The 23,910-nt window shown below is 67.5% G+C and carries 25 protein-coding genes; 8 read left to right on the plus strand and 17 right to left on the minus strand.

What is annotated here, in order from left to right:
• Positions 1-23: 23 nt before the first annotated feature.
• The 6 genes from AOP72_RS07515 to pheS form a co-directional block, all read right to left on the minus strand.
• Positions 24-1,034 (minus strand): ComEC/Rec2 family competence protein, encoded by a 1,011-nt coding sequence (locus AOP72_RS07515; protein ID WP_062134506.1) that lies wholly within the window; start codon positions 1,032-1,034, stop codon positions 24-26.
• Entirely contained in the window at positions 1,031-1,696 is a 666-nt protein-coding gene (locus AOP72_RS07520; RefSeq protein WP_152650294.1) for a hypothetical protein, read from the minus strand. The genes AOP72_RS07515 and AOP72_RS07520 overlap by 4 nt, the downstream gene beginning before the upstream one ends.
• Positions 1,689-3,776 (minus strand): sensor histidine kinase, encoded by a 2,088-nt coding sequence (locus AOP72_RS07525; RefSeq protein ID WP_084631502.1) that lies wholly within the window; start codon positions 3,774-3,776, stop codon positions 1,689-1,691. Before AOP72_RS07525 ends, AOP72_RS07520 begins: the two co-directional genes overlap by 8 nt.
• Positions 3,764-4,948: a DNA methyltransferase family protein gene (locus tag AOP72_RS07530; protein ID WP_152650295.1), complete on the minus strand. Its 1,185-nt coding sequence runs from the start codon at positions 4,946-4,948 to the stop codon at positions 3,764-3,766. Before AOP72_RS07530 ends, AOP72_RS07525 begins: the two co-directional genes overlap by 13 nt.
• A gap of 178 nt (positions 4,949-5,126) precedes the next feature.
• Entirely contained in the window at positions 5,127-7,742 is a 2,616-nt protein-coding gene (gene pheT / locus AOP72_RS07535; protein WP_062134519.1) for a phenylalanine--tRNA ligase subunit beta, read from the minus strand.
• Entirely contained in the window at positions 7,742-8,830 is a 1,089-nt protein-coding gene (gene pheS, locus AOP72_RS07540; RefSeq protein WP_084631896.1) for a phenylalanine--tRNA ligase subunit alpha, read from the minus strand. The genes pheT and pheS overlap by 1 nt, the downstream gene beginning before the upstream one ends.
• Positions 8,831-9,209: 379 nt before the next feature.
• On the opposite strand from pheS, the gene AOP72_RS07545 reads away from it, so the two are divergent.
• A complete protein-coding gene (locus tag AOP72_RS07545; RefSeq protein WP_062134525.1) occupies positions 9,210-9,707 on the plus strand; it encodes an SRPBCC family protein in 498 nt (165 codons plus the stop codon).
• On the opposite strand, the gene AOP72_RS07550 is transcribed toward AOP72_RS07545, so the two are convergent.
• The 7 genes from AOP72_RS07550 to infC form a co-directional block, all read right to left on the minus strand.
• A complete protein-coding gene (locus AOP72_RS07550) occupies positions 9,704-10,174 on the minus strand; it encodes a hypothetical protein (protein WP_062134526.1) in 471 nt (156 codons plus the stop codon). The two genes, AOP72_RS07545 and AOP72_RS07550, sit on opposite strands and share 4 nt — an antisense overlap.
• Before the next feature lie 110 nt (positions 10,175-10,284).
• Positions 10,285-11,853, minus strand: coding sequence for a sensor domain-containing diguanylate cyclase (locus AOP72_RS07555; RefSeq protein WP_152650296.1), 1,569 nt, complete (start codon positions 11,851-11,853; stop codon positions 10,285-10,287).
• Positions 11,854-11,964: 111 nt separating this feature from the next.
• On the minus strand, positions 11,965-13,623 hold the full coding sequence (locus tag AOP72_RS07560) for a sensor domain-containing diguanylate cyclase (RefSeq protein WP_062134533.1): 1,659 nt from the start codon (positions 13,621-13,623) through the stop codon (positions 11,965-11,967).
• Positions 13,624-13,679: 56 nt separating this feature from the next.
• The gene (locus AOP72_RS07565; RefSeq protein ID WP_062134535.1) at positions 13,680-14,522 is read right to left on the minus strand and encodes a TrmH family RNA methyltransferase; all 843 of its coding nucleotides are present in this window, start codon (positions 14,520-14,522) and stop codon (positions 13,680-13,682) included.
• 11 nt (positions 14,523-14,533) lie between these two features.
• Positions 14,534-14,914 (minus strand): 50S ribosomal protein L20, encoded by a 381-nt coding sequence (rplT, locus tag AOP72_RS07570; protein ID WP_062134538.1) that lies wholly within the window; start codon positions 14,912-14,914, stop codon positions 14,534-14,536.
• A 25-nt stretch (positions 14,915-14,939) separates the two neighbouring features.
• Positions 14,940-15,134 carry a 50S ribosomal protein L35 gene (rpmI, locus tag AOP72_RS07575; RefSeq protein WP_062134541.1) on the minus strand — a complete coding sequence of 65 codons (195 nt, stop codon included), beginning with the start codon at positions 15,132-15,134 and terminating at the stop codon, positions 14,940-14,942.
• Positions 15,135-15,191: 57 nt separating this feature from the next.
• On the minus strand, positions 15,192-15,986 hold the full coding sequence (gene infC, locus AOP72_RS07580) for a translation initiation factor IF-3 (RefSeq protein ID WP_238581639.1): 795 nt from the start codon (positions 15,984-15,986) through the stop codon (positions 15,192-15,194).
• Positions 15,987-16,241: 255 nt separating this feature from the next.
• Between infC and AOP72_RS07585 the strand changes: the two genes are divergently transcribed.
• From AOP72_RS07585 to AOP72_RS07605, 5 genes are read left to right on the plus strand one after another with little or no spacing between them, the layout of a single operon-like run.
• Entirely contained in the window at positions 16,242-16,613 is a 372-nt protein-coding gene (locus AOP72_RS07585) for a DUF1844 domain-containing protein (RefSeq protein WP_062134548.1), read from the plus strand.
• Between the two features lie 3 nt (positions 16,614-16,616).
• Positions 16,617-17,570, plus strand: coding sequence for a hypothetical protein (locus AOP72_RS07590; RefSeq protein WP_062134550.1), 954 nt, complete (start codon positions 16,617-16,619; stop codon positions 17,568-17,570).
• Positions 17,567-18,322, plus strand: coding sequence for a S1 family peptidase (locus AOP72_RS07595; protein WP_062134553.1), 756 nt, complete (start codon positions 17,567-17,569; stop codon positions 18,320-18,322). The genes AOP72_RS07590 and AOP72_RS07595 overlap by 4 nt, the downstream gene beginning before the upstream one ends.
• 56 nt (positions 18,323-18,378) lie before the next feature.
• The gene (locus AOP72_RS07600; RefSeq protein ID WP_062134556.1) at positions 18,379-18,936 is read left to right on the plus strand and encodes a hypothetical protein; all 558 of its coding nucleotides are present in this window, start codon (positions 18,379-18,381) and stop codon (positions 18,934-18,936) included.
• A complete protein-coding gene (locus AOP72_RS07605) occupies positions 18,933-19,661 on the plus strand; it encodes a S1 family peptidase (RefSeq protein ID WP_062134559.1) in 729 nt (242 codons plus the stop codon). Before AOP72_RS07600 ends, AOP72_RS07605 begins: the two co-directional genes overlap by 4 nt.
• A 59-nt stretch (positions 19,662-19,720) precedes the next feature.
• Here AOP72_RS07605 and AOP72_RS07610 read toward each other — a convergent pair whose 3' ends face one another.
• Both AOP72_RS07610 and priA read right to left on the minus strand, forming a co-directional pair.
• Positions 19,721-20,455, minus strand: coding sequence for an SseB family protein (locus AOP72_RS07610; RefSeq protein ID WP_062134562.1), 735 nt, complete (start codon positions 20,453-20,455; stop codon positions 19,721-19,723).
• Between the two features lie 43 nt (positions 20,456-20,498).
• Positions 20,499-21,236, minus strand: a complete 738-nt coding sequence (priA, locus tag AOP72_RS07615; RefSeq protein ID WP_062134565.1) for a bifunctional 1-(5-phosphoribosyl)-5-((5-phosphoribosylamino)methylideneamino)imidazole-4-carboxamide isomerase/phosphoribosylanthranilate isomerase PriA — start codon at positions 21,234-21,236, stop codon at positions 20,499-20,501.
• Positions 21,237-21,376: 140 nt separating this feature from the next.
• On the opposite strand from priA, the gene AOP72_RS07620 reads away from it, so the two are divergent.
• Both AOP72_RS07620 and AOP72_RS07625 read left to right on the plus strand, forming a co-directional pair.
• Positions 21,377-21,766, plus strand: a complete 390-nt coding sequence (locus AOP72_RS07620) for an ArsR/SmtB family transcription factor (RefSeq protein WP_084631508.1) — start codon at positions 21,377-21,379, stop codon at positions 21,764-21,766.
• On the plus strand, positions 21,766-22,440 hold the full coding sequence (locus AOP72_RS07625) for a cation efflux transmembrane domain-containing protein (protein WP_062137003.1): 675 nt from the start codon (positions 21,766-21,768) through the stop codon (positions 22,438-22,440). The genes AOP72_RS07620 and AOP72_RS07625 overlap by 1 nt, the downstream gene beginning before the upstream one ends.
• On the opposite strand, the gene AOP72_RS07630 is transcribed toward AOP72_RS07625, so the two are convergent.
• Together AOP72_RS07630 and hisH are read right to left on the minus strand one after the other, a co-directional pair.
• Entirely contained in the window at positions 22,404-23,192 is a 789-nt protein-coding gene (locus tag AOP72_RS07630; RefSeq protein WP_062134567.1) for a formylglycine-generating enzyme family protein, read from the minus strand. The two genes, AOP72_RS07625 and AOP72_RS07630, sit on opposite strands and share 37 nt — an antisense overlap.
• 36 nt (positions 23,193-23,228) lie before the next feature.
• Positions 23,229-23,888, minus strand: a complete 660-nt coding sequence (hisH, locus tag AOP72_RS07635) for an imidazole glycerol phosphate synthase subunit HisH (RefSeq protein WP_062134570.1) — start codon at positions 23,886-23,888, stop codon at positions 23,229-23,231.
• Positions 23,889-23,910 lie beyond the last annotated feature (22 nt).

A 23,910-nucleotide genomic window follows, 5' to 3' on the forward strand; every position in this document is an offset into this window, starting at 1 on the left:
TCGGAATGGAGGGATTTGGGCCCTTACCGTGTACAGAGGCTTGCGGGTACCTGAGCGGACAAGAACTCCGCATGCCGCGACAGATCGAGAGGCGCTCCGATGCCATTGCCCAACGAAATCCGACTTGAACCCTGACACGAGTGACCCCTAGACCATCCAGCCGAGTAGGGAGCCTGGCCAGGCCCTTGCATCAGCTCAAGTACCGCGCACTCCCGGGACAACTGCGTGCAAGCTACGACGACTCTCGCCTTCGCCTTGCGGACGCTGTCGAGTACGTCCGCTCGAGGATTGTGGAACTTGCCACGGCCGTTTGACACAAAAACGACCTCCGGCTCAACAGCATCCATTAGCGCTGTCACGACTTCCACAGTTTGGCGCGGCGTCCCCAGCAGACCGCCGTGGTGCGGCAGCAGCAAATACTTAGTCTTCAGCCTCGACTTGTGCGGACCGTTCGACAAGAACTCAAAAGCAATAGCATCTAGGTCGCCGGGAACTAGGAGAATCGGCTCACCGTCAACAACAATCTGGGCAACTACGCTCACTGTATTGCTCTCGATTCCTCGACCATCCTTGAGCGAGCCGCCCGCTCCGAGCTGACGCAATATCAGCCCAGGCGCCAGCAAATCGATGACAACCTTACTTGACCCAACTTCGAGTCGAGTATCATCGTGAGCGTTCTGGCTCGCCACAACCACTCCGTCATTTTGCAACTCGGCAATCTGATAAACCAAATCAAGCCACAAGGCGGACCGCTTCATGGAATCGCCATTCCAGACGAGTTTGCCAACATCTATACCTTGGCTCAGAATTGCCGATATGCCTCCGATGTGGTCGGCATCTGCGTGCGACACCACAACCGAGGCGATCGCCGTGATGCCCTCTGTACGGAGATACTCCAGCACTTGCCCACCGGGCCCCGCGTCAATGAGGACTACCTCGTCTTGCGAGCGCACCACGACACAACTCCCATGACCGACGTCCAAGACGTCGATCACCAAAGACTCAAGACCGCGCTCAGCGTTCTCCGTCTTCATCGGACCTCCCACTCCGAGAGGTAGAGGTCCTCGTTGTGCTCGGCACCCAGGTTGGCAACTGCGTGACACCGATACTGATCGCCACTGGCCTGGGCAGCCCTAATCCCGGCACGAAGCGGTTCGGGAAGGTCCAATGCACGCAGCCCGACAACCTCCTGCGACCAGCCGGGAACGAGAGCATTGGCAGTGTTCGTCTCCTCGGAGTACTCGACAAACCGAACAAGAGCTCGCCACGGCCGTCTGGACGGAGCAAAGTCATCGGAGAACTCGCGCTGGACCAACTCTAGCCCCTGCATCAATGTGTCGGGATCAAGCTCGCCCGGAGGCATCAGAACCGGTATCCAGCGCCGAAGCACGCGAAACTGAGCAAGGTTGGCCTTGTCGAATTGGGTACATAGGATCGCGGGGAACTTTTGCTGGTACCACTTCGCGACTAGAGTTGCGCCGTCAAAGAATGCGAAATTGCCAGGCGACAGTTGATAATCGCTAATGGCCGCGTCAGCTCGAAGCGGCACCTTGAGGAAGTCCTCTAGGCGGCCAAGCGGTTCAGTCTGAATCACCGGACGCCTCAATGCCGCCTCAATCGGAAACGCCAAACTATCTCGCACTCCGGGATTATCGTCGATCACCAGAATATCGCGAATTTCACTCTGTTCAGACATCTACTCTCCCTAGGATCGCAAGCCTGACGATGAAAGTAGCGCCGCCGAGCTCGCCGTGCGCCAATGCCTCAGTCGTGCCGCCCAGGTCGATCGCCGTATCACGCACGATCGTGAGCCCTAGGCCAGTGCCTCCCGGTCGTGTCGTCTGCCCGGGCAACCAAATGTCCTTCAACGATATCCCCTCGACACCGGGGCCATTGTCCGAGACTTGCAACTCCCAAGCGTTATCGACAACTCGAGTTGCTATTCGAATCCTACGGTGCGAAGTATTGCTCCGTTCAAAAACCGAGATGCTGTTGTTCACCAGGTTCGTAACCACAGACTCGACTGCCGCCTCCGAGCCATGAAGGTACGAGTCTCCGTCCTGCGACAATGCCAGCTCAAGGTCGACCCTCCGCCCTCGCAGAAACGGTCGGAACACATCAGCGATGTTTCGCACAACCTGGTCGAGTAGCACCCTGCCAACGCGTCGTTTATCTTCACCTACGAGGTCTAGTGTCGCCGCCGACAGTACTCCCAGCTCAACGGTGGCGGTGTCGATCTTCTCGAGCGCCTTGCGATACTTAGCGTCGTAGGTATCTGGGAGATCCTTAGCCAAACCGCTTTTTAGGGTATTGTTGATGATCCTAATTGACTTCAACGGACTTCCCGTCGAATCATGGGCAAAGGTAGCCGCAGTGATCCCCGCGGTGCTCAGCGTGCGATACAGCTGAAGCTCCTTCCGAAGCACTTCAGCCTCTCGCTCACGCGCTCGGTCGTACTTCTTGAATGCAGTCGCGAGGTCTCGTTTTGTTGGCTCGTCGGCGACAGCTTCGATCTGGGCCTGGACAGCGTCACTGCCTGTTTCGGCGGACCTCTTGGTTCGCTCCCGATCCTTCTGCCTCCTCGCTTCGGCCACTGACTGGCGCCGTCGAGCCATCCACTCGAGGGCATCCGAGGCAAACCTCGAGAGCTCGCTGAACGCGGGTGTCTCGATGAAGCCTGAGCGGTCGGTCTTCTGAACGAGTACTCCCTCAGTATCGACTACCCGTAGGCGACCGATTGAAGTATTCGTGCTCGGACGGTTCTCGGGGCTCTGAGCACGTCTCAGATTGATGTCAAGCCAATCATTCCCCGGGTTCCCGTAGGGGGCAACCCGGAGACCGTTCGTGTATACGTGGATCCCGCCGAAGTTCGCGAGCCACTCGCGTATCGCCGTGAGGTTGACATTCCTTCCGACAAACTTGCTCTGATCTAGTATGAATACCCAAATATCCAGGGCTGCGTCTGGCGCGGCATAGGTTGAAGCGCCCTTCTGAACAATGGGGTCCTTGCCAGAAGTCCAGAGGACGTTCCCACGCCAGTCGGAGACCTCCGCCGAGGCGATTCCGTCCGTAAGCTTGGCGCGAAGGTGAAACTCGGCGTGGTCGAAGTATCGCTTCTTCACCTGTTCGGCGAGATCTGCGAACTCAGTGGAGTGCAACACGGGAGTAAAGCCGTCCGGCTGATCAGCAAACGGGTCTGCCAGCAGAACCAGCGCTCGGGCAAGGTTTCGCGCAGCCACGCGTCCTATACCGCTCCGTAGCCGGCGCAACTCAATTCTCGTCCCCGAGCCGGCTGATACAAGCTCGCGGCGAGTAATATCGACTTCAACCTCGTCGACTGTTTGCGCGGCGTCAAATTGATCCCAATCTAGGGCCACCTCGTACAAGGCGCCGTCTCCCGGACGGGAGTACATGTGTGCTTCATGACCTAGACGAAGTGCGGCGAGACGTCCCAGCCCTTTGTTTCCCGCAGGAGTTCGGCCCAGCCTGCTCGTGGCGCTGGCAGTGACCTTGGACGACTCACCGAGTACTAGCCAGCCCGAGCGGATTTGATCTGCATCCATGCCGGCGCCGTTGTCTTCGATGATGACTGTCCCGGGTGCGCCGTCGCCATCGAGCCAGACATGGCATTCCGTGGCGTCAGCATCGTAAGAGTTCTTGACCAGCTCGATGAGACCCTGATCGATACTGGGGTTCAGTTCTTCGCCTAGACGACGCAGGATACTCGGGGCAAACCGGATACGCGCGCCCCTAGCGCTATCGCCTAGGTGCTCCACGGAATCTCCTTCAATGATGCGACTGTCAGGTGGCGACAGCGAATGCGCTCGTCAAGGAACTGCGCGGCGCGGTGACCTTCCAGGACTGCCAGCAGGTCATCACAAGTGGTCCCCGCCTTCGGGACCACTACCAATAGATGGTTCTCAACCGCCAGCTCTTCGGCGCCCGACCAGAGACGTGCGCGCAGTCGCTTCGGATCCCCAGGCCGCGTGGTTCGGTTCACAAGAACCAGAGGGCCGCGCTCCTTGCGACCCTCGAATCTCCGCTTGAGGGTCACGCCGGCCGTTAGCGCGCGTGCAGTGACGTAGGTGCAGAGCGGCCCCGACTCGGCGTCACGATGTGGAACTACGGGTCCAACGCGAACCTCTGCATGATCGCCCAAGGTCTGACCCTGCTGCACATCACACTGCCACGTGGCCTGGTGTTCACTCTCGCCAACAGTAACGTCCAGCAAGAACACGTGAACGTCAGTGTGTTCGTCGAACACTTCGAGCACTTCAAGGCGGTTGATCTGCCCTAATTGCTCCACATGACTGCGCCAAGCGGCGTAGCGACTTCCGGAGCGCAGGACGTCGGGCAGCACCGCCAGAAGACGAGCGCCGGGCCGCATCGCCGACAGTGCCCGGAGCGTGAACACGCCGGCAGCGTTTACACGGCCCGAGGCCCAACTTTCGGCTACAACCATAGGGATGAAGGGGGGGTTCAGTACAACATGGGTAGCGTCGCGGAGCGCCGAAATGTCTTCCAGGAAGTCGCAAGCAGCGCTGTCGACAACAGTAGAAGTAGAGTTGCCGGCTCGCCGCAGCCGTGCCGTTGCGATGCGAGTCAGGTCCTCATCGATGTCGCGGACGCGAATGACCACGTCAGAGATGTCATCATGAACTATCCGGTTGATCGCTGGAACTAGCAAGTCACCAGCACCGCACGTCGGATCGACGACAACGGAGCCGGCGTCCAGGGTCTCGATCGCTCCCGACCAGAGGTTGATTGCCATCGCGCTACTAGTGAAGAACGTACCGCGGTCTCTGCGTTCGGACTCGGGTACGAGATGTCGGAGCACCTGGTACGGCGTCGGATCCACGCCGAGCACCTTGCCGATCTGATATGGCAAGCCCTCGCCTGACTCCAAAGCGACAGCGTACTCGCTGAACGTCAAGGCCGGTGTAGTCAACACTCCTCCTTGGTGCCCGCGCAAACTTGAATGTCACCATACTGCAGTAAGGGGCTGACGGCGTGATGCACACTTCAGCCAGTCGGCACACAAACGCACCTCCGCAGGCGTTCTTGCGCGGTCGGGTTACTGATCTAGCAGACTCAACGCCGGTGACACTTTGTACAGCGCGCTCAGTTCACCGCAGCACCGCAAGGAACTCCTTCTCCGCCGCCGCGATGATCGCCTCGCGCACGCCCAGCACCTCGTCAGCGCTCAGGGTGTGGTCGGCGGCACGCATGACGACGTTCACAGCCAGCGACTTCTTGCCGTCGCCCACCTGCTCGCCGGTGTAGACGTCGAAGACGCGCGCCGACTCGACGAGGTCTCCCCCGGCGTCGCGCACCGCGCGCACCAGGTCACCCGCAGCCACGTCATCGGCCACCACGAACGCGAAGTCCTCCTTCGCGAGAACCTGCTGCGACACGGCCTCGGCGGCGTAGATCGCGCCCTCGGTCGCCTCGATCAGCGGGTCGAGCACGATCTCGAACGCCACCGTGCGGGGCGGGAGGCCCAGCGTTTCGAGCACCTTGGGGTGCATCTCCCCCGCTACTCCGAGCAGGTCGTCGCCCAAGTAGAACGTGGCGCATCGGCCAGGGTGCCAAGGCTCGACCGCATCGGCGACCACGCGCACCTCGACACCGGCGACGCCAATGATCCGCTCGACCGCGGCCAGCGCATCGGTCCAGTCCCAGGCCGTCGCGTGACCGTTCCAGCCCGCACGCACCCGGTTGCCCGTCATGATCCCCGCCGCGCGCCTGGGCTGCTCGCCCAGCGCCGCGTCCAAAGCCAAGACGTCGTCGGGCGTGATCGCGTCGCCGCTGAAGCCCTGGGGGATCTCCGACATACGCGAGGCGCGGTAGGCGCGGCCCAGCTCGTAGACGGCCACGTCCTGAGCGCCACGCGCCAGGTTCACCTTGACGGAGTCCACCAGGGTGGCCATCAGCGTGGTGCGCAGCAGCGGGTACTCCGCGCTCAGCGGGTTCGCCAGGCGCACCGAGTCGCGACGGATGTCGCCCTCCGGCACGCGCATCTCGTCCAGACGCGTCTCCGACATGAACGGGTACGTCAGCACCTCGGTCAGTCCCGACTCCGCAAGCGTCCGCGCGATCGAGCGGCGCAGGCGCTGGCCGTGGGTGTAGCCGCGCCCGGGGGGCGCGACCGGCAGCACCGACGGCAGGTCGTCGTAGCCCTGCAGGCGCGCGACCTCCTCGACCAGGTTGATGGGCAGCTCAAGATCAGGCCGCCAGGTGGGCGGCGTCACCGACAGCTGGTCACCGTCTCGCTCCACCGCACAGCCCACTGTCTCGAGCGCCTCGACGACCGCATCGGCCGTGTACTCGACTCCCACGATGCGCGAGGGGAAGCCCGCGTCCATCGCGATCGGCAGGGGGGCGACCGTCACGTCCAGGTCGGTCCAGAGCTCGTCCAGCTGGCCGCCGCCGAACTCCTGCATGAGCCGCAGCGCGCGCTCCACCGCAATGGGCGCGAGAGTGGTGTCGACGCCGCGCTCGAAGCGGCGCGACGCCTCCGACCCCAGCTTGTGACGCCGGGCAGTGCGCGCGACCGTGATGGGGTCGAAGTGCGCGCCCTCGAGCAGAATGTCGACGGTCGACGCCGACACCTCCGTCAGCGCACCGCCCATGACGCCGGCCAGGCCGATCGGCCGGAAGCCCTCGCCGCCGGCCGAGTCCGTGATGAGCAGGTCCTCCGGGTCGAGCTTGCGCTCCACGTCGTCCAGCGTCCGGAGAGGTTCGCCCTTGACCGCGCGGCGCACCACGATGGGCTCCACGACCTTGTCGAGGTCGTAAGCGTGCAGGGGCTGGCCCAGCTCGAGCATCACGTAGTTGGTGACGTCCACCGCAAGCGAGATCGAGCGCATGCCCGACTGTTCCAGGCGGCGCTTCATCCACGACGGGCTCGCCGCTGCGGGGTTGAAGCCGCGCAGCACGCGCGCCGCGAACCGGTCGCAGCCCACCGTGCCGCGCACGGGCGCCTTGTCCTCGATGGCGACGGCGAAGGCCGGGCTGGTGAACGCATCAGCCACTCGCGATCCCGTGACCTCGATGGCCGCAGGGTCGGAGAACGGCTGCCCGGTCGCGTGGCTGTACTCACGCGCGACTCCGCGCACGGAGAAGCTGTAGCCGCGGTCGGGCGTGACGTTGATCTCGAGCACCTGCTCGTCGAGGCCCAGCAGCGGGATCGCGTCCGTACCGGGGACCAGGTCCTCGTCGGCCACGACGCCGGGCAAGGTGACCTCCGAGGCGCCCGACGGCGAAGCGAGCACCACGATGCCGCCCGACTCGTCGCCCAGGCCCAGCTCCTTGGCCGAGCAGATCATGCCGTCGGACCAGTGCCCGTACGTCTTGCGCCCGCCGATGGGGAACGGCCCGGGCAGCACGCCGCCGGGCAGGATGCACACCACGAAGTCGCCCTCGGCGAAGTTGTGCGCACCGCAGACGATCCCCTTGGACTCGGGGTACTCGTCCTTGTTGTCGGGCTTGTGGCCGGGCCCGGCGGGGTCGTTGTGCTCCCCGACATCCACGCGGCAGTAGTTGATGGTCTTGCCGTTGGAGGCGACCTCGGGGGTCATCGAGATCACGCGGCCAACAACGAGCGGACCGCTGACGCCACCGCCCTCGATGCCCTCCTCCTCGAGACCCACCTTCGCGAGCGCGGCGGCCACATCCTCGGCGGTGTGTCCGGAGGCGAGGTCCACGGACTCCGCGAGCCAATTGAGCGGAATCTTGGGCATTACAACTCCATCCCGAACTGCTGTGAGAAGCGCACATCGCCCTCGACCATGTCGCGCATGTCCTTGACCCCGTGGCGGAACATCAGGGTGCGCTCGATCCCCATGCCGAACGCGAACGCCGTGTACTCCTCGGGGTCGATCCCGGCTGCGATGAGCACGTTGGGGTGCGTCATGCCGCAGCCGCCCCACTCGATCCAGCCGGTGCCGGAGCACGTGCGGCAGTTGGGGTCGCCGCCTCCGCACACGAAGCAGCGCAGATCCATCTCCGCACTCGGCTCCGTGAAGGGGAAGAAGCTGGGCCGCAGGCGCGTGACCGCATCGGGCCCGAACAGGCTCCTTGCGAACGCGTCGAGTGTGCCCTTGAGGTGAGCCATCGTGAGGCCCTTGTCCACCGCGAGGCCCTCGATCTGGTGGAACACGGGAGTGTGGGTGGCGTCCAGCTCGTCGGTGCGGAACGTCTTGCCCGGGCACACCACGAAGATGCCGCGGCCCTCATTCACCAGGGCGTCGCGGCGCTCGAGGGCGGCGCGCACCTGGACGGGCGACGTGTGGGTGCGCAGCAGCAGGCCGGATTCGGGCGGGTCGATGAAGAACGTGTCCTGCATCTCGCGCGCCGGGTGGTCCGGGTCGAAGTTGAGAGCGTCGAAGTTGAACCACTCCGCCTCCATCTCCGGCCCCTCGGCCACCTCCCAGCCCATCGCGACGAACGTGTCGCACATGCGCTCCTGCATGGTCTCCAGGGGGTGGCGTGCGCCGGTCAGCGCGCGGTTGACGGGGAGCGTGACGTCCACGGTCTCCTCGACCAGCACGCGTGCGTCGCGCTCGGCCTCGAGCTCCTCCTGGCGCTGCGCGATGGCCTGCTGCACGCGGCCGCGCGCCTGGCCCATGGTCTTGCCGGCCGTGGCCTTGTCCGCGGGCTCCAGGTCCTTGATGCCGCGGTTCGCGAGGCTCAGCGCGGCCTTGTCGCCCGTGTGGGCGAGCCGTGCCTCCTTGAGTTCATCGAGGGTTGAGGCGGCGGCGATCGCGCTCAGCGCGTCGGCAACGGCCGCGTCGACGCCGGCGGCGTCGAGGGGAGACAGGTCAGTCATGAGTGCCATTCCAAGGGATTGGTGGGGTTCCGTCGGGAAGTCTACCGGCGCGCCTGCATGCGGCCGATGCGCGTGGTGGGGCCCGCGCGGCGCGGCCCAGGGGTTCTCCCTGGGCCTACATAAACGGCGAAGGTGCGGGGCGCTTTGGCGCCTCCGGCTCCCGTGGCGGGCGTGCATCGACCGCGATGGCGGTGCGCTCGCTCGTGCTCATGGTGACCACTGTATCCCTGAGCGTGCGGATGGACCCAGCCCGTGCATCGGCGGCACTCCGGATGAGTCCTGGCGTTCCTACAGGAAGCACGCGGCGCCGAGAATGAGTCGTGACGTTCCTACAAGCCGTGGGAGCCGTGGATGAGGCGGCTGGGTTAGCGTGGGGAGCATGATCGACGTCGGATACGTAGTCGTCAGCTCCTCCGCGCCCCCCGAGGCCTTCTTCGAGCGCTGGATCGAGCTCGAGACACACCCCGAGTGGGCGGAGAGCATGGAGTGGTTCCAGCTCGACGAGCCCGTGGCGATCGGCGCACGCGGCAAGCTCAAGTCCAAGGCCGGCGAGCCGCTGCCGTTCCGCGTCACCGCGTTCGAGCGCCCCTACGTCTACGCCGACACCACAGAGCTGGACGGAGCCGAGCTCACGGTGCACCACGAGGCGCGGCCCCACGACGGCGGCTCCCGCGTGGAGCTGCGCGCATGGCTCGAGGGCCCGCGCGCCGCCGACCTGGAGCTGGAGTTCCGCGCCAACGTCCAGCGCGCTCTCGAGGCGGACATCGCTGCGCTGGTCGCGCTGGTCGAGGGAGAGCCCGTGGACCTCAACGCCTCCGACGCCGTCACCGACGGCACCGTGATCGACAGCGACGGCGCTGACGGCCCCGTCGACTAGCTGACGACGGAAGGCAGCAGCAGCAGGATGAACGCGCCCGCGATCGTGTTCGCGATCGGCAGGCCGATGCGCGCGGCCTTGGGCATCAGCGGGTTCTTGACCGCCATCACGTTCATGAAGAACAGGATGAGCCCCAGCACCAGGCCAGGAAACAGGAAGATCACGAGCAGCAGCGGCAGGAACATGGCCATGCGCTCCGCGAGCCCCACGTGGCCGCCCATGCGCAGCAGCTCGCGGTCACCGGTGTAGAGCGTCTGGAAGCCGGGGATGAATCCCCGGGCCTGCACCTTGATCGCGTCGCCGTTGCGCAGCGGGATCTCCCAGCCACCGCGACTGCGCTTGAGGGGCTCGCCGTCGATCAGCACTTTGTAGAAGATGCGGTCCGCGCCGGTCACGGTGACGTTGCCGCGCGCGCCCGGGATGTCCAGCGCCACAGAATCATTGATCTGGGCCTTGCCGTTGCTCATGATGCTCCTTCAGGTGTCTGGCGCGAGGGTACCAGTGCACGCATGTCAGGCATGTGAACCCTGAGGCACGAGCAGCGTGCCGCCGATGCGCGTTCAGCCACCTTGCCGGTTCAACCCCGGTGCACGGTCCCCTTCGCGCTGCGCTTGCCCTCCACCAGCGCGGCATCCGCGCGCGCGACCATTCCCTTGAGGTCCATGCCGGGCCGGCTCAACGCGTAGCCGACGGTCACGCCCGAGCTCACGCCCTCCGCGGGAAGCCACGCGAGCTCCCGTGCGACGGTCTCGCGCAGTCGCTCCACGATCGCGTGGGGATCGTCGCGAGGCCCCAGCCGCTGGAGCACGACGAACTCGTCGCCACCCAGGCGCGCTGCCACGTCGTCGGCGCGCACGCAGGACTTGATGGCCTCGCCCGTCGCCGCGAGCGCTGCGTCGCCCACGTCATGACCCAACGCATCATTGATGCCTTTGAAGCCGTCGAGGTCGAGCACGACGGCGAGCACGCGATCGCCCCGGATGGCCGACTGCAGCAGCATGCTGCGGCCAGCGCGCTCGTATTCGTGACGGTTGGCGAGCCCGGTGAGCTGGTCCGTGCTGGCGCGCACGCGCATCCGCCTCATCGAGTGGTTGACGTTCCACGCGACGATGGCAGCGATGGCGCTGAGCAGGAGCGAGAGTCCGGACACCCACCACAGGGCGGATCCCACGCGACTGAGACCCGCAGAGAGCTGCGACGTCTCGGCGGTGAGATGGATACGCCACTCCAGCGATGCGCTCGCGGGCAGGGACTGATCCAGCACCATCATGCTGTCGGACCGCGTGAAGATCGATTCGCCGACATCGAGCGCCACGGAGCCCACCTCGATGCCGAGGTCGGCGGCCGTCGGCACGCCGCCGGACTCCGCCGCGAGCGACTGGAGACGTTCGGTGTAGCGCGAGGGCGCCCCGATCACCTCGAGGCCGGGCGACAGCACGAAGGCCTCGGCGCCCGCGCCGTAGGGGAGATCATCGAGGATGGACCGCAGCGCCGGCAGGTCCAGGTCCGCAGCGACCACGCCCATCGTCGCCCCCTCCGTGCGCACGGCGGCGACGGGAGACACGAGCGTGGTGGGCTTCCCGTAGTCCAGGTACGGCTGGGTCCACGCGCCGGCGCTGGCGGACGTCGCCGTGACGTACCAGGGGCGGTTGCGGGGGTCGTAGTCGCTGGCCGAGGACGATTGTTCGATGAGCGCCATCCCAGCGTCGTAGCGCGTCACCACCTCGAGCGCGCTCTCCTGGTCGATCCACTGCGACCGGTAGCCGTCCTCGGTGCGGCTGACCGCGAGGAATCGGCCGTCCTCCCATCCCACGTAAAGGGTCCGCACGCTGTCCGCTCGGTCGAGCCGAGCCACCATCGAGGCCGTCAGGTCCTCGCGATCGAGGTCGCTCGCGTACGTCAGGAACAGCGCCGTGTCGTCCACGAGGTCGCGGCCGGAGTCGGCATAGTGCGCGACGCGTGCGGCGGTGAGGTCGCCCACGTAGCGGTACGTGTCGCCCGCAGCCTCGTCGACCTGCCGACCGGCGAATCCGGCAGCCACCACGATCGCGGTGAGCTGGATCAGCACCACGCCCACGATGAGCCCCGAGGCAACGGTGTAGCCGCGCGCGCCAAGATGGCGCGGAACGCGGGTACGTGAAGACACAGGGCTGACTCTAGAGAACTGATGGGTCCTTTTACGAGGACTTCCTGTGATTTGTGGCACATCCGCGTGTCATTCCCGTCTGCGCGACGCACAGAAGCGGCACCGAGGGGATCACGACAGGGGACGCGCGGGACCCGCGCCGTCCTCGTCGCCCTGCGCGCGACGCCGCCTCTCCCCCTCTGCTCCGGACTCCGTGGCCGCGTACACGCGGCCCTTCCGGGTGCGCTTGCCCTCCACCAGTGCGCTGTCTGCGTAGGCCACCAACAGCTCGACGTCGGCCACGTCCGTCCCACTCGTGGTGTAGCCGGCGGTCACGCCCACGCCGTCCGCGCCGTCGACGCGAGTGTGGATCTCATGCTCGACCGCGTCGCGCACCCGCTGAGCCACGCGCAGCGCGTCGTCGCCCTCGCGGAGGACGTGAAGCATCACGAACTCGTCTCCGCCCGTGCGGGCCGCGAGGTCGCCCGCGCGGGCGGCCGCGGTGAGACCAACCGCGACGGCGGCGAGTGCCTGGTCCCCGACACCGTGGCCGTGCACGTCGTTGAGGCCCTTGAACTCGTCGAGGTCCAGCACCGCGACCATCACGACATCGCCTCGTTCGACAGCACGTTCGGAGACCAGCTGGCCGCGGCGGAAGAACTCTCGACGGTTCAACAGGCCCGTAAGCGAGTCCGTCATGGCGCGCTCGCGCATTCTGGCGAGCGGGCGCCTCACCCTCCACACCACACCGGCGGCGATCAGCACGATCGCGAGTGACAGCCCGGTGCTCCACAGCACGATCGTGCCGAGAGCCCCCAGCCCTGCCGACAGCTCGTCGTCCGATGCGCGGATGTGCAGCCGCCACGGCAGGGTCTCGTCCGTGGGGAAGGACCGATCGAGCACGATCTGGTCGAGAACACGGCTGAACCTGGCGGAGCCAGGGGCGACGAGCACTGGGTCGATCCCGAGCCCGATATCCGGCGCGCGCGCCACGGTGCCCTTGGTCTCGACGACATCGGCGATCTGCTCGCGATACGCGCGCGGCGCTCCGATGACCTGCAACTGCTGAGTGAGCACGAACGCCTCGGCACCGTCGCCGTACGGGAGCCCGTCGAGCACCACCGACAGTCCGTCGAGGTCGAGGTCCGCTCCCACCACTGCGGTGACCGCATCCGACTCGCGAGCAGCGCGCGCCGCGGAGACCAGGGTCTCGCCGCTGAAGTAGTCGATGAACGGCAGGCTCCAGCGGGTCCGGGGAGCAGTCGCGCCCGTCACGTACCAGGGCCGAGTGCGGGGATCGTACTCCGTGGCGATCGTCTGACTCGACAGCAGGGCGAAGGAGCCGTCGTAGATCCGGGTGGTCATCTCCGGCCCCAGATCGCCGCCACCACGCTGCGAACGGAAGAGGTCTCCCTCGCGTCGCAGCACCATGTACTCGCCGTCGACCCATCCGGCGTAGACGGCCCGGACTGATGGCTCTCTCACGAGCCGTTGGTACAGCGAGAACTCCAGCGTTGCGCGATCGACATCGGCGCCAAGGGTCTCGATCTCGCTCGCGGTGCCCTCGGCGACCTCCTGAGCCCCCTCGGCGAAGCGCGCCACCCGCTCGGCGGTGAGCTCGCCGACGTACTCGAACGTGTCGATCTCCACGCGCTCGAACTGCCGGCCCGCGATGATGGCAGCGGTCACCGTCGTGACCATCTGCAGCACGATGATGGCGACGATGAGCCCGAAGGCGAACATGTACGCGCGCGAACGCGTGAGGGGCACGTCCTTGGGCCGTCGAAGCATTCCTTCAGGCTACGGAAGAGTAGGAGACTTGCTCGTGTCCCCCGGTGTGCGTTTGGTCACGATTGGCGATGCGCCGCGGCGGAGGCGTACAGGCACACGGAGGCTGCGGTGGCCAGGTTGAGGCTCTCCGCGCGGCCGTAGATGGGGATGCGCACCACCTCATCAGCGAGGTCGCGCTCGTCCGCAGACAGGCCCCACGCCTCGTTGCCCAGCACCCACGCGGTGGGAGCCGCCAGCGCCTCGGCATCGGCGCCCGGGCCACCGAGCGTGACAGTGCCGGCGCCGTCCGCCGCGAGCACGCGGAGGCCCGCGTCCTGCAGTTCGACGATCGCGTCGAGCAGCGGCAGCGCGCGCACCACGGGGAGGTGGAAGAGGCTCCCGGCGGCGCTGCGGACCACCTTGGGGTTCGACGGGTCCACGCACTCTCCGGCGAGGATCACGGCGTCGGCGCCGGCGGCATCGGCGGCGCGGATCGCCGCGCCGGCGTTGCCGGGGTCGCGGACGTTGCCGAGCACGGCGATCAGGCGGGGGCCCTGGACGAGCACGTCGTCGAGTGCGACGCCCGTCTCGTCGACCACGGCCAGGATCCCCTGGGCATCACCGCTCATCGCGTGGAGGACGGCCTCCGTGCCCACGTGGACCCACCGCTCCGCGGCAAGCGCGGCGGCGACGATGTCGCGGTGGCGCTCGAGCGCATCGGCGCTCACGTAGAGATCACGAACGCGTTCGGGCGCGAAGCGCACCACCTCGCGCACGGACTGCGGCCCCTCGACCAGCAGCACTCCGGCGCGGGAACGCGCAGAACGCCCCGCCAGCGCGGCGACCTTCTTGACCCGCTCCGCTCGAGGATTCTCGAGCGTCAGGGTCAGGTCGTCGGGGCCGACGGGGCGTCCTGTCATGCGACGTGCGCTTACGCGGCGGGCGCGTTCACGTCCTCGGGGAGCGCCTTCTTGGCGGTCTCCACGAGAACGGCGAACGCGGCTCCGTCGTGCACCGCGAGCTCAGCGAGCATGCGGCGGTCCACCTCGACGCCAGCGGCCTTGAGGCCCTGGATGAGGCGGTTGTAGGTCATGCCGTTGGCGCGAGCCGCGGCGTTGATGCGCTGGATCCACAGCTTGCGGAAGTCGCCCTTGCGCTTGCGACGGTCGTTGTAGCTGTAGACCATCGAGTGGGTGACCTGCTCCTTCGCCTTACGGTAAAGGCGCGAGCGCTGACCCCGGTATCCCTGGGCCCTCTCGAGGGTACTGCGGCGCTTCTTCTGGGCGTTGACCGCCCGCTTGACGCGTGCCATGTTCTACTCCTTGATTCTCGGGCGCTTACTTGCCCAGCAGCTTCTTGATCTTCTTCGAGTCCGAATCCGACAGGATTGCGGGGATGGCGACACGACGCTTGCGCGACGACGTCTTCTCCTCGAACTTGTGCACGTTCATGGCGTGCGCGTGCTTCACCTTGCCGGTGCCGGTGAGCTTGAAGCGCTTCTTGGCGCCCGAGTGGGTCTTGTTCTTCGGCATGACTGCCCTTCCTTACGTGATGCTCGCTCCACGCGGAGCGAACGGATAGTTCCCGGGCTACTCGCCGGACGTCTCGGTATCGGTCTTCTTCGGTGCCGCAGGCTTGGCGGGCTTCGCAGCGGGCTTGGCCGCCGCCTTGGGCTTCGGGGCCGCCTTCGGCTTGGGCGCCGCCTTGGGCTCCGCAGCCGCTTCCGGCTCCGCCGCCTCTTCGATCGTGGCTGCCTCTTCGACCGTGGCGGTCTCCTCTGGCTGCTCGACCTCGGTGGTCGCCTCGGCCGTGTCGACCTGAGGAGACTTCTCGGCCTTGGCAGCCGCCCGCTCGGCACGCTCAGCCTTGTCGGCTGCCTTGCGCTCCTCGCGGACCTTGCGCTGCTCCTCCATGGCCTCGGCCTTCTTCTTCAGAGGACCGAGCACGAGCGACATGTTGCGCCCCTCCTGGGACGGCATGTTCTCGACCACGCTGAGATCCTGCAGCTCGTCCGCCAGCTTCAGCAGCAGACGGCGACCCATCTCGGGACGCGACTGCTCGCGACCGCGGAACATGATCGTGACCTTGACCTTGTCACCGCCCTTGAGGAAGCGGATGATGTGGCCCTTCTTGGTCTCGTAGTCGTGCTCATCGATCTTGAGACGGAACCGCATCTCCTTGATCTCAGTGTTCGCCTGGTTGCGCCGCGACTCGCGAGCCTTGACCGCCGCCTCATACTTGAACTTGCCGTAGTCCATGAGCTTGACGACGGGCGGGCGCGAGTTGGGCGCCACCTCGACGAGGTCGAGGTCCGACTCCTGCGCGAGGCGGGTCGCGTCCTCGATCCGGACGATTCCGACCTGCTCACCGTTCGGCCCGACCAAGCGGACCTCAGGAACGCGGATGCGCTCATTGATACGGGGCTCGTTGATGGGTGGCTCCTTCTGTCGAATGTGCTGCCGCCGGGCAAGAAGAAAGCCCCTGCTCGAACACGAGCAGAGGCCACCGGGTCCACGGTCGTCGCGCTGCGACTGCCGTGACCTGACCCCGGCCCAATTCTTTGGCCCTAGGGTGGGAGGTGGACTCCACTTGTGCGCTGGGAAGTGATCCCCAGCCGGTCAGTCACCTAGGGTACCACCATGAGCGAGAATCGTGCAGGAACGGGCGCTGACCCGCTGGAGCTGGCGTCGACCGCGGCCGCCAGGGACATGGCGGACGTCAGCGCGGTCGAACTGATCACCACTGTAGGCGTGCATCTGATGAGCGCGGCCGCTCTCCGATGCGGCCTCGCCGAGGACGGCGACGAGCACCAGGACCTCGACGAGGCGCGCAAGCTGATCGAAGCGCTGGCCGGCCTCATCACCGCGGCTGCTCCCGACTTGGGCAACACCCACGCGCGCGCGTTGCGGGATGGGCTGCGGAGCGTACAGTTGGCTTTCCGGGAGGCGTCGGCCATCCCGGACGCACCCGGCGAGGGCCCGGGTGAGAAGTACACGGGGGCAGTCACGTAGGGAATGAGCACCGATACCGATGACTACGGGCACGGGCGTCGCAGGAGCGATCGCGCGGGCGCGGAGCCTGCGGTAGACGAGGGCGTCCGCCCCGACGCGAACCCCGCGCATGTCGACGACGCGTCGACTCCCCTGCTGCCTGAGCAGATCCGTACCCGGAGCGACGGCCCGGCCCCAGCATCGGCCCCCTCGCACACGGGTCGCGGCGATGCTGGTGATGCCGACGACGGCACGCCGGAAGGCGAAGACGAGTCCGATGCCTCTGAGGCGGACGAGATCGACGATCCCGCGAGCACGCCCATCCCCCCACCGGTCTCGCCAGCCACGCGCAGCCGCAGCCGCGGCCGCAGACGCGTCGACGGCGGCGTCCGCGAAGTCGCGATCGCCCAGCGCCGCAGGCGCTCCGACGGGCTTGTCGATCGCGAGCCCGCGCCAGGCCGCACCCCCGGCAGGCGGGGCTGGATCGCCGCCACGATCGTGTTCATGCTGCTGTTCGGCGGCGCGGCCGCCCTCGACTGGTACCTATGGAACACCTCCGACGAGTGGGAGGAGCGCGCCGGGGTCCTCACGGACGTCAACTACGACCTGGGCGCGCGCCTGTCGTCGGAGCAGCAGACCACGCTGCAGCTGACGTCCGAGATCGACCTGCTCACGCAGCAGCTCGCGACGTCCAACCAGAAGGTGACCGACCTGAGCTCGGAGAAGGCCAGCGCCGTCGACGAGTCTGCGGTCTACCAGCAGGAGATCGATGCGCTCGAGACGAGCGTCTCCAGTGCGGCCGGGGTGGCGAATGCGCTGCACCGATGCGTCGACGGCCAGCAGGAGCTCGTCACCTACCTGCGAGACGCCGAGAACTATGACCCGGAAGAGCTCGCGGCCTTCTCCGACAGTGTGCGGGAACTGTGCGCCGAGGCGGAAGGGGCGAACGACCGCCTCCAGGAAGCGCTGAACGAATGACGACCCGACCCCTCACCGCGGCACGCCGCGCACTGGCCGTTGCGCTCGCATCGGTCCTCGCCCTGAGCGGCTGTGCGACGCTGCCCCACACGCCAGCGGCCATGCCCTCCGACTGGGTGCCTGCGCCCACCGCGACCCCCGTCACCTCGAGCGTGGGACTGTCCCCCGACGGGTTCTCCGCCGCGCAGCGCATGACCGTACGCGTGCGCAACATCGGGTGCGGCTTCGTGAAGACCGGCACCGGGTTCGCCCTCGACGCGTTCACACTGGTCACCAACCGCCACGTGATCGACGATTCTCAGGACATCCAGGTCTCGACGCACGACGGCCGGTCCATCGACGCCACCGCCGCATCGAGCACCACCGTCGCGGACATCGCGATCATCACCACTCAAGAGCCGCTGGGCGGCGCCTTCGCCGCCCGCGCCGAGGAGGACCCTGAGGAGGGTGACGTCATCACGGTGGTGGGCTACCCCAACGGCGGCAAGCTCACCACGGTCTCGGGCGTGGTGCTCGGGCCGGTGAAGGACCCGGTGGGCTCCGCCGTCGACACGGTTCTCGCGACCACCGCCATCGTGGAACCCGGATCCTCAGGCTCGCCGGTGCTGAACGACGATGGCCAGGTGGTGGGGGTGGTCTACGCCAAGAACCCGGACACGAACCAGAGCTTCATCGTGCCGGTCTCCGTGCTCAACACCCTGCTGGCGCAGCCCGCGCTCCTGGTACCCGAGCCCGTCGACTGTGATGCGTAGCAGCGCTCGCGCTAGTATCACCGCCTAGACCCGGCCCTGTCCGACGAGGAGGCACGGTGGAGCATCCGGACCAGTGGGACTCGCGAGAGATCGAGACCACCGATTCCACGGCAGCACCTGCGGCCTCTTCCGAGCGACCACGCCGCGGCCGTCGGGCTGTGCGAGCGATCGGGTGGACCGCCGCCGCGGCCGGAGTCGCGGCGCTGACGGGCCTGAGCGGCTACCTCTGGATCACGCACTCCCAATGGCAGGACCAGAACGACGAGCTGCGGGCAGAGGCGCTCGAGCTGGGCGACCAGCTCGCGACCGCCACGGCGGAGCTGGAGGCCACCGTGACCGAACTGAGCACCACCCAGTCACATCTGGTGGTCGCGAAGGAGAAGGTCTCGACGCTGGCGGACCAAGACGCCAACGCGACGGACGACCTGACGTACGCGGAGGACATGGTCGAGCAGTTCCGGATCTGCGCGGACGAGCGCGCGGAGCTGGTGGGCTACCTCAAGCAGGCATCGCGATACACCGCGTCCAGCCTGCGCGACGCGGAGCGCAGCATCGACGACTTCTGTGACGACATCGACAGCGCGTGGACCGAGCACCTGGACGCGCAGGAGTGAGCCCACGCCTGGCTGCGGCGGCAGCCGTCGCAGCCCTCACGCTCAGCGCCTGCGCCTCGCTCCCCACGGCCCCGCCGCCGCTCCCCGACACCTTCGTCGCCGACGTCGCTCTTCCCACTCCCGCGCCCGCGATCCCCGTGGGCGACGACGGCTTCACGTCCGTCGAGCGTGTCGCGCTGCGCGTGTCCGTCATGACCTGCGACGAGTACGGCAATGGCTCGGCGTGGGTGCTCGACGAGAACACCGCGGTGACGAACAGGCACGTGGTCGAAGGTGCGCTCGAGATCGGACTCACCAGCTACGACGGTCGCCACTACACCGGCACGTCGTCGGTCCTGTCCGAGAGCACCGACCTCGCACTGGTTCACATCGACGGAACCTTCCCGGAGACCGCCACCATTGCTGCACGCGGCCCGGAGCGCCGTGACGTGCTCCATGTGGTGGGCTACCCCGAGGGCGGCCGGCTCACCAGCACCGCCGGTGAGTTCACGAACACGACTCCGGAGACCATCGAGACCGGCCAGGACGACGTCTACGAGCTCTACGCGCACATCGAGCCGGGGAACTCCGGCTCCCCCGTGGTCGATGAGGTGGGCGAGGTGGTGGGCGTGGCGTACGCCGCCGGCGCCGCGGGATGGTCGTACGCGGTCACACTCGACTCGCTGACGCAGTTCCTCGCGACGGAGTCCGCTCAGGTGCCGAACACGGCCGAATGCGAGCGGTAGCCGACTGACGTCGCCCGCGCGACCGCCGCGCCTTGGGCATGCACCGAGGCGATCGGTGGCTAGGCAGTCGCGAGCCGCAGCTCGAGGCTGTCGACGCGCTGCGCCACCACGTCCGAGTGGGCGAGCTCCCGCTGGACACGCTGCACCACGTCGTCGACCTCGGGCTGCGTGAGACCTGGCGTGAGCCGCAGCACCACGGCGACCTCGGCCCCGTTGCCTGCCACCACCTCGACCGTCCGCAGCGCCGCGTCCGTGGACACCGCGCTGGTGACGGCCTCGCGAACCTCGTCGCTCACCTGGCCGTCCACGACGGCGGGCCTCCACGTCAGCCCTTGGCCCAGGGCCCACACGGCCGGCCGCGGAATCACGACGGTCTCCATGCCGGGGTTGATGACGAGGCTCGCCCAGCTCTCCGCGATGGCCGCCAGCGCTGCGCGCGGGCCCTCCGCAGGGATGGGACGTGCGCGATCGTTCCACGCCCTGACCGCATCCACGTCCGTGAAGACGGGCAGCGCGGCGCGACCATCGGGCATCTGGACGGCGACCACGCCCGTGGACGCGACCTCGTCCTTCTCCACGCCGTAGTCCCCCATCACGCGCTGTTCGCCGCTCGCCATCACGGGGATCAGCACGCGCGCGTACGCCAGCGCGTCCACCACCTCCGTGAGCGGAGTCTTCGCGTGGGAATAGCGGATCAGAGCCTGGGCGAGGCGCGCATCGGCGCTGCCGTCGTCGTCGGCGAAGACGGACTCCGGGATCTCCTTGAAAGGCTCGGCCCCACCGGTGTCGCTCATGGTCACGATGCTACGCGCTGGCCCTGACGCGGCCCGGGCGGCGCTACGGACGGCCGGCGACGTCCAGGGCCTGCGGCAGCGTGAAGTTGCGGTTGTACAGCGCCTTGCCCACGATGGCACCCTCGACGCCGCGGTCCACGATGGCCCTCAGCGCCGCGATGTCCTCGAGAGAGCTGATGCCACCGGAGGCCACCACGGCCGCATCGGTCGCGTCGCACACGTCCATCAGCAGGCCCGTGTTGGGGCCCGACAGCATGCCGTCCTTCTTGACGTCCGTCACCACATAGCGGCTGCAGCCCTCGCGGTCCAGTCGCGCGAGCACGTCCCACAGATCGCCGCCGTCACGGGTCCATCCCCGCCCGGACAGCGTGGTACCGCGCACGTCGAGCCCCACGGCCACGCGGTCGCCGTGCTTGGCGATCGCGGCGGCCGTCCACTCGGGGTTCTCGAGCGCCGCGGTGCCGATGTTCACGCGTGCGCACCCGGTCGCGAGCGCGCGCTCGAGGGACTCGTCGTCGCGAATGCCACCGCTCATCTCGACCTTGATGTCGACGGACTTCACCACGCGCTCGAGCAGTTCCGCATTGGAGCCACGGCCGAACGCCGCGTCGAGGTCCACGAGGTGGATCCACTCGGCGCCACCCTTCACCCAGTCCTGCGCCGCGGACAGCGGGTCGCCGTAGCCGGTCTCGGTGCCTGCCTCGCCCTGGGTGAGGCGGACGGCCTGGCCGTCGGCGACGTCGACGGCGGGCAGCAGCTCGAGGCGCGGGGAGTCAGTCATGATCTCGCTTTCGTGTGGGACAGCCGATGCGCGGGCAAGACCCGGTTGCCCGGGCGCCTGCGCGCGGGCACCAGGCTACCGGCACCGGGAGCATGACGCGCGCTCGACAGTACATCTGTGGCTGTACTAATGTGGCCCGCATGACTTCCGCACCGTCGACGACGACCGTGCCCACCAGCCCGTCGGAGCCTCGCGATCACATCGCGTGCGCAGCTCCCGCCCACACCGCCGCCGTGGCGCACGTCGCTCACGCGCTGTCCGACCCGACGCGCGCCGCGATCCTCCTTGCGCTGCGGCACGGCACCCACTGCCCCGCTGACCTCGCAGCCGAGCTGAGCGTGAGCCGCCAATCGATGTCGAACCACCTCACGTGCCTGCGCGGCTGCGGGCTGGTCACCGCCGAGCGTCGTGGACGCCACGCGCACTACTCTCTCGCGCACCCGTCGCTCGCGACCGCCCTTGAGGCGATGCTCGCGATGACCGTGACGCTCGATCCCTCCTGCTGCGACTCCGAGGGGTGCACCTGCTGATGGCCACACCTCTTCTCACCGGCGCCCGCACGGCCGCCCTGCGCCGGCGCATCCGCATCATCGTGAGTCTCACGATCGCCTACAACGTGGTCGAGGCGGCCGTCGCGCTCATCGCCGGGGCCGCGGCGTCCTCGAGCGCGCTCGTGGGGTTCGGCCTCGACTCGGTGGTCGAGGTCGCCTCCGCGACCTTCGTGGCGTGGCAGTTCTCCGCACCCGACCCCCGGCAGCGCGAGCGGATCACCCTGCGGCTCATCGCAGGCGCCTTCTTCGCTCTCGCGCTCGTCGTGACGGCCGATGCGTCACGAGCCTTGATCTCAGGGGACGCCCCGGGGCATTCGAGCGTGGGGATCATCCTGGCAGCGCTGTCGCTCGCCATCATGCCCACCCTCGCGTGGTTCGAACGCCGCACAGGCCACGAGCTCGGATCCGCCACCGCCGTCGCCGACGCGCGCCAGCTCATCATCTGCTCGTACCTCTCGGCCGCGCTGCTGGTGGGCCTCGCGCTCAATGCACTGCTCGGCTGGTGGTGGGCGGATCCCCTCGCGGCGCTCGTGATCGCCGGCTTCGCGGTGCGCGAGGGGCTCGAAGCGTGGCGGGGCGACGGGTGCGCGACGACCTCGGGCGCACTGCTCCACGGTCAGGAGTCCTGCGACTGCCAGGACGGCTGCGGGTAGGCCTCGTATTGCGCGAGCGCTCGGCGCGCCAACTCCCGCAATGGCGTCCACCCCAGCGGCAGTGCGCCACGGATGTCCGCCCGCTCGTGGTCAGCTTGCGGTGACCATCCCTGGAATACCCCGTCTATGCCCGACACCCCACCTCGTGCGACTCGAAAGCCCACGTCCTCGATCCGCGCATCGGGCGCGCTGGCTCGGCGCACCCCCACGCGGCAGGCCCACTCCTTGTCGGACCATCCGCCGCCCTTGAGGGTGCGGTAGTCCGCGTAGCGCGCCGGGTCGGCGTAGTCCCAGCACCACTCCCAGACGTTGCCCAGAGTGTCGAACAGTCCCCATGCATTGGGTTCCTTCAAGGCCGCTGGCTGGGGGCCGTCGACGTCATCCCTCGCGGTCCACGCGATGTCTGCGAGGCTCCCATAGGTGGGACCATCTGAGGCTGCCCGGCAGGCGTACTCCCACTCCGCGACCGTCGGCAGCCGGTAGCCATCCGCTGCGGGATCCCACTCCACCAACGAGCCTCGCCACGAGTACGCGCGAACGAGCCCTTCCGCGTCGGAGGCGGCGTTGCACCACTCGACGGCCTCGAACCACGTCACGTCCGCCGCCGGCAGCGCAGAGTGGTCCTCTCTCTTTGCCAGTGCGCGCCGCGAGACCGGGACAGCGGAGATCTCGAAGGACTCGAGCACGACCATGCGCTCACGATCGCGCCGCGCGTCGCGAAGACTCACGTCACCGGGCGGAATGGTCACCATCGTCACCGCTCGACCGTACACCGCGACGATGCAGTGTCACCGGAGCGACGTCACCCAGTTGCGCAGCAACTGCAGCCCCGCCTCACCCGACTTCTCCGGGTGGAACTGGGTGGCGCTCAGGGGGCCGTTCTCGACGGCGGCGACGAACCGGTCCGACGCATCGGCCGTGCCCGCCTCGGACCACGTCACCAGCGGAGCCCGGAAGCGCCCCGTGTCCTCCGTAGTGCCCAGCGGGAACTCACGCGCGCCGTACGAGTGGACGAAGTAGAAGCGTTCGTCCGCGATCCCCTCGAAGAGCACGGAGTCTGCCGGCACGTCCACCGGCGCCCAGCCCATGTTGGGCACCACCGGCGCCTGCAGCTTCTCGACGGTGCCGGGCCAGTGGTCCAAGCCTTCAGACGCGACACCGTGCTCGACGCCCTTGGCGAACATCACCTGCATCCCCACGCAGATGCCCAGGACGGGCCGCCCGCCGGACAGCCGGCGCCCGATGATCTGCTCGCCGCGCACGCCCTTGAGCCCCGTCATGACGGCGTCGAACGCACCCACCCCGGGCACGATCAGCCCGTCCGCGTTCTCCGCGATCGCCCGGTCATCCGTCAGGACCACGCGGCCTCCCACATGCTCGACGGCACGCACCGCCGAGCGGACGTTGCCGAAGCCGTAGTCGAGGACGCAGACGAGTGGGGAGGTCACTGGAGAAGTCTATCGACGGGGA

Source organism: Demequina aestuarii (genome assembly GCF_000975095.1).
Classification (GTDB): domain Bacteria; phylum Actinomycetota; class Actinomycetes; order Actinomycetales; family Demequinaceae; genus Demequina; species Demequina aestuarii.

Bases quoted from the DNA above. Each gene is read 5' to 3' on its own strand.
- rplT (WP_062134538.1), bottom strand. From the start codon at position 14,914: ATGGCACGCGTCAAGCGGGCGGTCAACGCCCAGAAGAAGCGCCGCAGT.
- pheS (WP_084631896.1), bottom strand. From the start codon at position 8,830: ATGACTGACCTGTCTCCCCTCGACGCCGCCGGCGTCGACGCGGCCGTT.
- priA (WP_062134565.1), bottom strand. From the start codon at position 21,236: ATGACTGACTCCCCGCGCCTCGAGCTGCTGCCCGCCGTCGACGTCGCC.
- AOP72_RS07585 (WP_062134548.1), top strand. From the start codon at position 16,242: ATGAGCGAGAATCGTGCAGGAACGGGCGCTGACCCGCTGGAGCTGGCG.
- AOP72_RS07610 (WP_062134562.1), bottom strand. From the start codon at position 20,455: ATGAGCGACACCGGTGGGGCCGAGCCTTTCAAGGAGATCCCGGAGTCC.
- AOP72_RS07520 (WP_152650294.1), bottom strand. From the start codon at position 1,696: ATGTCTGAACAGAGTGAAATTCGCGATATTCTGGTGATCGACGATAAT.
- AOP72_RS07625 (WP_062137003.1), top strand. From the start codon at position 21,766: ATGGCCACACCTCTTCTCACCGGCGCCCGCACGGCCGCCCTGCGCCGG.
- rpmI (WP_062134541.1), bottom strand. From the start codon at position 15,134: ATGCCGAAGAACAAGACCCACTCGGGCGCCAAGAAGCGCTTCAAGCTC.
- AOP72_RS07595 (WP_062134553.1), top strand. From the start codon at position 17,567: ATGACGACCCGACCCCTCACCGCGGCACGCCGCGCACTGGCCGTTGCG.
- AOP72_RS07620 (WP_084631508.1), top strand. From the start codon at position 21,377: ATGACTTCCGCACCGTCGACGACGACCGTGCCCACCAGCCCGTCGGAG.
- pheT (WP_062134519.1), bottom strand. From the start codon at position 7,742: ATGCCCAAGATTCCGCTCAATTGGCTCGCGGAGTCCGTGGACCTCGCC.
- AOP72_RS07515 (WP_062134506.1), bottom strand. From the start codon at position 1,034: ATGAAGACGGAGAACGCTGAGCGCGGTCTTGAGTCTTTGGTGATCGAC.
- AOP72_RS07630 (WP_062134567.1), bottom strand. From the start codon at position 23,192: ATGGTGACCATTCCGCCCGGTGACGTGAGTCTTCGCGACGCGCGGCGC.
- AOP72_RS07560 (WP_062134533.1), bottom strand. From the start codon at position 13,623: ATGCTTCGACGGCCCAAGGACGTGCCCCTCACGCGTTCGCGCGCGTAC.
- AOP72_RS07550 (WP_062134526.1), bottom strand. From the start codon at position 10,174: ATGAGCAACGGCAAGGCCCAGATCAATGATTCTGTGGCGCTGGACATC.
- AOP72_RS07545 (WP_062134525.1), top strand. From the start codon at position 9,210: ATGATCGACGTCGGATACGTAGTCGTCAGCTCCTCCGCGCCCCCCGAG.
- AOP72_RS07590 (WP_062134550.1), top strand. From the start codon at position 16,617: ATGAGCACCGATACCGATGACTACGGGCACGGGCGTCGCAGGAGCGAT.
- AOP72_RS07565 (WP_062134535.1), bottom strand. From the start codon at position 14,522: ATGACAGGACGCCCCGTCGGCCCCGACGACCTGACCCTGACGCTCGAG.